Origin of the sequence: Vibrio sp. OPT41 (assembly GCF_015163595.1) — a bacterium.
In the GTDB taxonomy this organism is placed as follows: Bacteria; Pseudomonadota; Gammaproteobacteria; order Enterobacterales; family Vibrionaceae; genus Vibrio; species Vibrio alginolyticus.
Genome location: NZ_JADDYH010000082.1, coordinates 31,020 through 38,293 on the forward strand (window position 1 = coordinate 31,020; position 7,274 = coordinate 38,293).

General features: G+C 39.9%; 10 protein-coding genes. 1 reads left to right on the top strand and 9 read right to left on the bottom strand.

All coding sequences use genetic code 11. The annotated features are described in order from the left end of the window. Positions 1–69: 69 nt before the first annotated feature. The 6 genes from IQP38_RS25375 to IQP38_RS25415 form a co-directional block, all read right to left on the bottom strand. Positions 70–591 (bottom strand): GrpB family protein, encoded by a 522-nt coding sequence (locus IQP38_RS25375; protein ID WP_193838141.1) that lies wholly within the window; start codon positions 589–591, stop codon positions 70–72. A 688-nt stretch (positions 592–1,279) separates the two neighbouring features. After that, positions 1,280–1,561: a hypothetical protein gene (locus tag IQP38_RS25385; RefSeq protein WP_025769047.1), complete on the bottom strand. Its 282-nt coding sequence runs from the start codon at positions 1,559–1,561 to the stop codon at positions 1,280–1,282. A gap of 8 nt (positions 1,562–1,569) precedes the next feature. Next, positions 1,570–1,818 carry a hypothetical protein gene (locus IQP38_RS25390; RefSeq protein ID WP_025769048.1) on the bottom strand — a complete coding sequence of 83 codons (249 nt, stop codon included), beginning with the start codon at positions 1,816–1,818 and terminating at the stop codon, positions 1,570–1,572. 157 nt (positions 1,819–1,975) lie between these two features. Further along, positions 1,976–2,515 (bottom strand): hypothetical protein, encoded by a 540-nt coding sequence (locus IQP38_RS25400; RefSeq protein WP_193838143.1) that lies wholly within the window; start codon positions 2,513–2,515, stop codon positions 1,976–1,978. A gap of 134 nt (positions 2,516–2,649) precedes the next feature. After that, complete coding sequence (locus tag IQP38_RS25410; RefSeq protein WP_107234474.1) at positions 2,650–3,309, bottom strand: hypothetical protein; 660 nt, start codon at positions 3,307–3,309, stop codon at positions 2,650–2,652. 133 nt (positions 3,310–3,442) lie between these two features. Further along, the gene (locus IQP38_RS25415; RefSeq protein ID WP_193838144.1) at positions 3,443–3,955 is read right to left on the bottom strand and encodes a hypothetical protein; all 513 of its coding nucleotides are present in this window, start codon (positions 3,953–3,955) and stop codon (positions 3,443–3,445) included. A gap of 260 nt (positions 3,956–4,215) precedes the next feature. Between IQP38_RS25415 and IQP38_RS25420 the strand changes: the two genes are divergently transcribed. Then, positions 4,216–4,434: a hypothetical protein gene (locus IQP38_RS25420; protein WP_130355305.1), complete on the top strand. Its 219-nt coding sequence runs from the start codon at positions 4,216–4,218 to the stop codon at positions 4,432–4,434. Positions 4,435–4,584: 150 nt separating this feature from the next. On the opposite strand, the gene IQP38_RS25425 is transcribed toward IQP38_RS25420, so the two are convergent. The 3 genes from IQP38_RS25425 to IQP38_RS25440 form a co-directional block, all read right to left on the bottom strand. Beyond that, entirely contained in the window at positions 4,585–5,340 is a 756-nt protein-coding gene (locus IQP38_RS25425) for a hypothetical protein (protein ID WP_193838145.1), read from the bottom strand. A gap of 148 nt (positions 5,341–5,488) precedes the next feature. Beyond that, on the bottom strand, positions 5,489–6,004 hold the full coding sequence (locus IQP38_RS25430; protein ID WP_193838146.1) for a GNAT family N-acetyltransferase: 516 nt from the start codon (positions 6,002–6,004) through the stop codon (positions 5,489–5,491). Between the two features lie 139 nt (positions 6,005–6,143). Beyond that, positions 6,144–6,599 (bottom strand): hypothetical protein, encoded by a 456-nt coding sequence (locus IQP38_RS25440; protein ID WP_104973941.1) that lies wholly within the window; start codon positions 6,597–6,599, stop codon positions 6,144–6,146. Positions 6,600–7,274: the final 675 nt, after the last annotated feature.

A 7,274-nucleotide genomic window follows, 5' to 3' on the forward strand; every position in this document is an offset into this window, starting at 1 on the left:
ACACCTTAACCACTAAACACAACGCAAATTGAAAATGCCACGCGTGCCAAGTCCCTCTTGAACGCTTTGTTAGGCAAATTTCCAGTTGAGAGCTTTAGCCTCATGCTCTTTAATGAAGCTGTCTTTATGGCGGCAATATACATCTATGTCATTGTTGCAGATTGCTGCTCCAGTTTTCTTTAACACACCATACTCATCGGCCACTTCAGGAAAAGCGATAAGATACTCTTTAAAAGCAATGTGTCTTTGCGCTTCATGTGAACCTGTTAGAAAGGCGTGGACTTGATGAGTTCGTTGAACCCCACCTTTTTGAAAGTAGCGCCTACCCGGGATACCAAACTCACCTTTAGCAAGATAACCTAGCGATTCCATCAAGCAAATTTGCTCATCCAGCTCACTGAGACATTTAACTTCAAGTAGAATATCTATAATTGGTTTCGCACATAGACCTTCAACTGAAGTGCTACCGATATGGTGAACTCCCACCACATTTTCTTGACTTAACGCATTACAGATTAGCGCTTTCTCTCGGTTAAAATCATCAGCCCACGACGACTGAAAATCTACGACTTCAATTATTCTTAAACTCACGCCTATCTCCATTTGCCTAACGCCCAGTTAAGGGGTGAAGCACGCAATGACCAAGCACCCGCATTGCACTTCAACACCAAAACCACCGTATACCAAAAATGCCACGCGTGCTGAATCCCACTTGAACTGTTTGTTAGCACGCTGCCCTTAAAGCCTTTGGTACACGCCAAGATATTGAAATATAGCACGAAACTCATGACTTAAAACACTGAAACCAAACAGACAGCTGCCAAACTGAAAACTAACTTTAAGCGCAAGTTGGCAAGAAGAAAAACATGCAAAACTGCCCGATTTTAACAGTATTAAAATTTGCAAAGGATTCGATCATCGGACTTCAACAACCACGACAAATAGCCAAATTTAAGGCAATAAATCAACCGTATCAAAGAAACCGCGCCAGTGAAATAGCCCGAAAGTTAGAAACCGTAAACGGTGAAACCCAAGCGAAAACTATACATCTAGTGCCACCGGAGCGAACGTGAGAGGCACATTTGATCAGGTGTAAATCTGGGAAAGAAACCAATAAACATCAAAACTTTTGACCTTTGATTCCAACCCAGTGCTAACGCCCTGTTAAGGTGTGAGCAACGCAATACCAATGCTGCCGCATACCACCTTAACCACTTAAACCAACGCATAGCGAAAATGCCACGCGTTGCGAATCACTCTTAAACAGTTTGTTATGCCATTATTCCTCAACCGCCTCTAAATGATGGAACTCATCATAAAGCTTCCCACTCTCCATGAAAGCAGACTTACTTAACTGTTTAAATTGTTCTAGAGTGAGAGAGTTTTTGGGGCTTGCTCCATCAACCAACTTTACATGTATCTGCGCCTTTTCTTCATCAACACTAACATTTAAATTCTCGTCATCAAGAATGGAAACCAGCGCTTGAGCAGAGCAATTTAGTGCCATTTCAAAATACTCTTGATCAACTTCATCACTTTTGAATACTGACAAAATAAACATAAAACCACCTACTCGTTTCTAGACACCATTCTCAAACGCATGCTGCTTAATTCTTCGATTAAGATTTCAAGCTGCTCGATGGAAGTTGCCACAGGATGACCAGTAATGGAATCGCGAAGGATGTCATGAGAGTCAATGAAGAATAACTCACTTTTAATCACTTCACGATAAGAGCTATCATCCAATGCAGACATAGATGAGATATCCATAGCTCTAATTTTTTCTTCTAATTCAACATAATGAACATCATTTTTCATATTATTTACACTCTCATCGTTGATTGTTGTTCGAATTGCATAACGCCCTGTTAAGGGGTGAGCAACGCAATACAACAGCCACCGCAGACCACCTTAAACACTAAAGGCAACGCATGGTAAAAATGCCACGCGTTGCGAATCACTCTTAAACAGTTTGTTATACCTGTTCTATTAGCTTCACGGTGCCCAAACCATCAATGACTACACGCCATTGCTTATTTTGGCAATCAAAGTAGAAACCTTTTAAGCCTGCAAATTTCTCGAAGCTACCAACACTATGAATTGAGTCACAGCGAATAAATACAGCGTCACTCGCTTCTGTTTCAGTAAGCAGCGCTTCAACAGACTTTACGAACAAGACTTCTTCAGGTAATGAAATAATCCGATAATTTCGCGACAGTAACTTGTGAAGCTTTACGAAGTGTCCCTTTATACGAGACCATTCTTCGATAGACTCCCTTACACGCTTGTGTGCTTCCGGAATAACAAAACCCACCAAGCCTAGAACTGAAAGAACTTGTATTACTGTAACTGGGTAATCAGCACCCCGACCAATGTTGCTTTCTCGAATTGAAAGCTCAATTGGTAGAGCAGATTTGCTAAGTAACTCTCTAATTGAGGCTTCAGCGCCATCAGTTTGCTCATGCCAATCAAGACCATAAGCAGGATCTTTGTAAGTACCTAGTACAATGTCCATTTTTCCCTCTAAAGGTATAACGCCCTGTTAAGGTGTGAGCAACGCAATACCGATGCCGCCGTATACCACCTTAAACACTAAATTCAACGCATAGTAAAAATGCCATGCGTTGCGAATCACTCTTAAACAGTTTGTTAGGATTTATGCCAAGGCACGCTCCAAAATAGCTTTGCTTGGGCATTGGATACCATTTCTAGTTCTATTAACCTCTTTCTTATGCGCTTTAGTGTTCGGTATGTTCTAAAATCAGAGCCCACGACAGCAGCAGTTAAGGTCATAGCTAGCATAATAAAGATACCAGCAACAGCATCAGCACTATTTTCTGAAAAGAAAGACGGAGCCCCAAGAATAACTGCGAACAGAAAGAGAAACATTGCTGCACAAAAAGAGTAAAGTATTTGCACTTTATCAATAAAATCAGTTTCGATATGTATTTTACCTTGAATAGGTTTCATAAAACGTTGAATTCGCTTTAGCTCCCTATTATCAGCTAAACCACGCATATAGACATCAATCAACATCTCGCTTTTTTCTGGAGGAACCCTTATTCCAGAGGCTAAACGGAAAACTTCATTTTCTTTTAACCTTAGAAGATACTCACTCGTTTTAGTTTTCTCTGGAATACACTCACTTAGCGACGCTAATCTATTAAAATATCGCTTTATTACAACTTCCTCATAGAAGCTAATTAAAGCGGTGACCATTTTGATGGTTGCGCCTAGCAATGATAGCGTAAGGCAAAAACCAAATACCATCGGGTTATTTTGAACGATTTCTGGAACAGCAAAGTCCATTTTAACTCCTAAATCCTAACGCCCGCTTAAGTGGTGAGCAACGCTACCGCGACACTCAATTTTTACACCGTAAACACAAAACCCAAACCAAACCAAAACCGCCGAGCGTTGCGAATCCGCCTTAAAGCGTTTGTTATGCCTTATAGTTGCGTAGTACGCTTACTAGCTTTTCTGAGTTTTTAACTTTATATCGTTTACCAAGAACATCCATAAAGAAGAATGACTTGGCTTCTTTATAATCATGTGCAGAGCTATATAGAAGTTCAAAGTCATGATGTTCAATTACAGCTTCATAAACGTCGCCATCATTCAACTTTATACCAATATCTTGAGCCAACCCCTGTGGAAATGAAACTGCCATTCCATTTTCGTCTATTACAGGTTGTGGCGTCACTAGTGACTGCCATATGTGCTCTTTTCGGGAAACACTAAAGCCAAAATGTGTAATAGTTATTGGGCGTTTTCCTTGATTCACTAATACGATCTGCATTTGAGGTGGAGGGTTATCGAGACTAGCACTGTGATTGTAAGTCAATTTTGCAACAGTTTTTAGTCGACTATTGTCTTTCACAATACCGTAGACGCTTACCAAGAAACTAAGCCCAGCAACAATCAAAGCCAACATCGAAATAGTATCTGAACTCATTTATTCTCCTGAGGCATAACGCCGCGTTAAGTGGTGAGCAACGCTGTCACCAAGCCTAACCCATTGTGCCGTAAACACTAAAGCTGATTCAAACCAAAACTGCCAAGCGTTGTGAATCCGTCTTGAACGCTTTGTTATGGGGCGACTCACAACTTACATACACAACATGTGCAACCTGTGAGTTATGTGAAACATTACACATAAAAATAACAGTATTAGAGTTACGTTTATCGAGCAATTTAACGTTTACGGAGAAAATAATGCCATATTTCATTATTAACAAAAACCCGCAACAAAATGGTGACCATGAAGTGCACGAAAAAGACGCAGGCTGTCAGCACTTCCCAAATACTGAAAATCAAATTGACTTAGGTTTTCATCTATCTTGTCAGAGTGCTGTAGCAGACGCCAAAACTCGCTGGCCGAATAATAGAATTAATGGCTGTTACTACTGTTGCCGACCATGCCATACTAGCTAAGACAAGTATACAATGGGGCTACGATAGCCCCATAACGCCGCATTAAGGGGTGAACAACGCCACCACCCAAACTAAACCATTGTGCCGTAAACACTAAAGCTAGTTCAAACCAAAACTGCCTAGCGTTGTGAATCCCTCTTAAATGCTTTGTTAGCAATTTTGCTTATATGAATTAATAATTTCTTTAGGTACCCTCGTATATTTCACAACTTCGTCTAACAACTCTGGATATAAGAAAAATGACGAATTCTCAGCCATAAAGTTTGATTTAATCAAAACTGTTTTTCTGTTGGAATTTGAATAGTAAAGGTTATTCCAAATCAATTCTTTTCTCGCAGGATTAGAGCTCAGTTTAAGAAGCTTTTCGATACGACCACCGGGTATATAAGTGTTCTCGTGCGTTAAGTTTACAATGTCTTTTAGGGGTAGTATTTTACTGTCGACACATTGCGTTTCTGGCGAGTTCTTATAACAATACAAGCCTGAATTACAGTATCGTCGAAGTTCCCAAACTGCCCTATCCAGTATTGTTAGTTCGGCTTGTTCTGCATGCCATGAAACTTCTAAATATCGAAATCTGGCCCCATTTTCCAAGCGTTTAATAAAATCTAAAGTCTGCTCTGATAAATTAATATCTACTTTATTTTTAAGCAACTCCAGAGCTTTTAAAACCTCATGACCAACATCATCAAATTGTTTCTTTTTTATATGAACTCTTTCTGTGCGAGTTAAAATTAGTATGCATTTAGCATATTTTTCCAGAGCATGTAACGATGACCAAAGAAATTGAGGATACAATTCAGCTCTATATGCCATACGTGCATGTATATAATCGCGATCCGCATTGTCTCTAAAAGACCTTTGCGCAAATGAATTTATCTTTCTCATCAAATCATTACTTTCCACACCGCCTCCTCTGAAAATTGCTAACGCCCAGTTAAGGGGTGAAGCACGCAACACTGACGTTACCGTATCACGTCTTAATCACCAAACCTAACGCATGGCAAAAATGCCACGCGTGCTGAATCCCTCTTGAACTGTTTGTTATGTGAATTTATGCCTCTGATATATAAACACTTACTTCACGATCTTTACCTTGCATTCGGTTTGTCTGATCGCCAACGTATTTTACACCAAGCTTTTCAATGACTGATTTTGAACGCTCATTTCCAACTAAATGCATTACTTTTAACCTCGTTAATCCATAATGCTTTTTTGAAAATGAAATCAAACTCTTAGATGCTTCTGTAGCATAGCCTCTGCCCCAGTAAGGAACGCCCAACCAATAGCCCAGAATACCTAAACCATTTTCCAGTTTTGGAAAACTAATTGCGCCAATAAGCTCTGCACCATCTTTTAGCACAATGGCATAGACAACACCTTTACCACTTAAAAACAACTCAGCATGAGTACGAATCCAATTTTCAGCATCACTGACATTATATGGATAAGGAATATTTGCCGTCATTTCTGAAATTTGCTTTTCACCAGCCAACTCTGAAACACGCTTCGCGTCAGACAGCGAAAATGGCCGTAATATTAATCTTTCACTTTCAATTACTTGCTGCATAATTTCCCTATTCACATAACGCCCTGTTAAGGTGTGAGCAACGCAATACAGAAGCCACTGCAAACCACCTTAACCACTAAATCCAACGCATAGTAAAAATGCCACGCGTTGCGAATCACTCTTAAACAGTTTGTTAAGTTTATTTATGCACTACCTCGAGTTCCTTCAGTTTACTTTCTAGCTCTTCAATTTTCTTATCGTAATCTGGACCATCTTTGTTATCACTGACACAAACTAAAGCTTGTAAGAGGAAATATAGAGAGAACATGACGCTAATGTCTGTAAATATGTCCATTCGACTACTTAGAATGTAACCAACTAGTAGACATATAATTGCTTTCAAAACATTCGCCAAAGCCAAATAGATCAAGCCAATCAAAGCAAATGTAATCATGGATGGCTCACCATTTTGTAGCGCTTTACATCTTAGCAGTTGCGCATTGATGTTATGAATTTTCATCTTTCTATCGAGAAAAGTCATCTTTTCAAAAACTACAGTTCCAACTCGCTTCAAGCACCATAAGACAATTGCAAATAGAGCTGAGCCCAATGCTCCTTGTACGATTGCAGGTAGTTCAAGAATTTGATCCCACACAACTGATACCCTCCTGATTAACTTTAAATAAAACTTAACGCCCAATTAAGTAGTGAGCAACGCAATACAAAAGCCACCGCATTGCGCCTTAAACACAAAACGCACTGCAAACCAAAACTGCCACGCGTTGCGAATCTGCTTAAATTGTTTGTTATGCGATTTGTACGCAAAAGCTAAATTGGCTAACGAAAACATTACCTTAAACACGAAAAACTACAAACGCGCAGATGACTTTTTGTGATTCAAGAACCAACGGACTCAACATTTCGTAACAAGGCCACCACAAGCGCGGAACGCGACATTAAAGCGAAGAATAAGCTTTTGCTTGCGAGAAACTTAACGAGCTAGGACTTCAGCAAGCACCGGCTTTTCTTAAACTTGCCCTTTCCACACTTTGCACCCGAGATACTTTCCGCGACCAAATGCGATTTTTAATGAGGCAACTTCACGAACTTTTGCATGTTTTATGGTTTGAGTGATTCAAGAATTTGAGTCGAAAATGCTGATTTGCCGAAACCCAAAAACGAATTGCCAAAGAGAACGAAATTGAAGATATATTAAAATTTAGCCTTGTCGCATAACGCCTTGTTAAGGTGTGAGGCACGCAATACCTAAGCTTCCGCATACCATCTTAACCACTAGAACTAACGCATAGTAAAAATGCTACGCGTGCCG

What these genes read in the sequence shown, in the direction of transcription:
- IQP38_RS25385 (WP_025769047.1), bottom strand. Translation starts at nt 1,561, where the DNA reads ATGTTTATTTTGTCAGTATTCAAAAGTGATGAAGTTGATCAAGAGTAT.
- IQP38_RS25400 (WP_193838143.1), bottom strand. Translation starts at nt 2,515, where the DNA reads ATGGACATTGTACTAGGTACTTACAAAGATCCTGCTTATGGTCTTGAT.
- IQP38_RS25390 (WP_025769048.1), bottom strand. Translation starts at nt 1,818, where the DNA reads ATGAAAAATGATGTTCATTATGTTGAATTAGAAGAAAAAATTAGAGCT.
- IQP38_RS25410 (WP_107234474.1), bottom strand. Translation starts at nt 3,309, where the DNA reads ATGGACTTTGCTGTTCCAGAAATCGTTCAAAATAACCCGATGGTATTT.
- IQP38_RS25415 (WP_193838144.1), bottom strand. Translation starts at nt 3,955, where the DNA reads ATGAGTTCAGATACTATTTCGATGTTGGCTTTGATTGTTGCTGGGCTT.
- IQP38_RS25420 (WP_130355305.1), top strand. Translation starts at nt 4,216, where the DNA reads ATGCCATATTTCATTATTAACAAAAACCCGCAACAAAATGGTGACCAT.
- IQP38_RS25430 (WP_193838146.1), bottom strand. Translation starts at nt 6,004, where the DNA reads ATGCAGCAAGTAATTGAAAGTGAAAGATTAATATTACGGCCATTTTCG.